Origin of the sequence: Pantoea sp. Acro-807 (assembly GCF_011752675.1) — a bacterium.
GTDB classification, from domain to species: Bacteria; Pseudomonadota; Gammaproteobacteria; order Enterobacterales; family Enterobacteriaceae; genus Pantoea; species Pantoea eucrina.
Genome location: NZ_VWXE01000029.1, coordinates 1 through 213, shown reverse-complemented (window position 1 = coordinate 213; position 213 = coordinate 1). Strand labels below are relative to the sequence as shown.

Genomic DNA, 213 nt, shown 5'->3' with positions numbered 1-213 from the left:
TTCTTTACTGCCCTCAGGACCGCGCCTGAAGCCAGGTGTTTCGCCCTCTCCGCGTCACCGGGAGGTCACGACCAGAAAGTCTGGTCTTAATTGGATGCCTGGCAGTTCCCTACTCTCGCATGGGGAGACCCCACACTACCATCGGCGCTACGGCGTTTCACTTCTGAGTTCGGCATGGGGTCAGGTGGGACCGCCGCGCTGTGGCCGCCAGGC

At 62.4% G+C, this 213-nt stretch carries 1 rRNA gene; it reads right to left on the bottom strand.

The features are described from left to right. Positions 1–96: 96 nt before the first annotated feature. Positions 97–212: ribosomal RNA gene (rrf, locus tag F3J39_RS18735) — 5S ribosomal RNA — on the bottom strand. Position 213 lies beyond the last annotated feature (1 nt).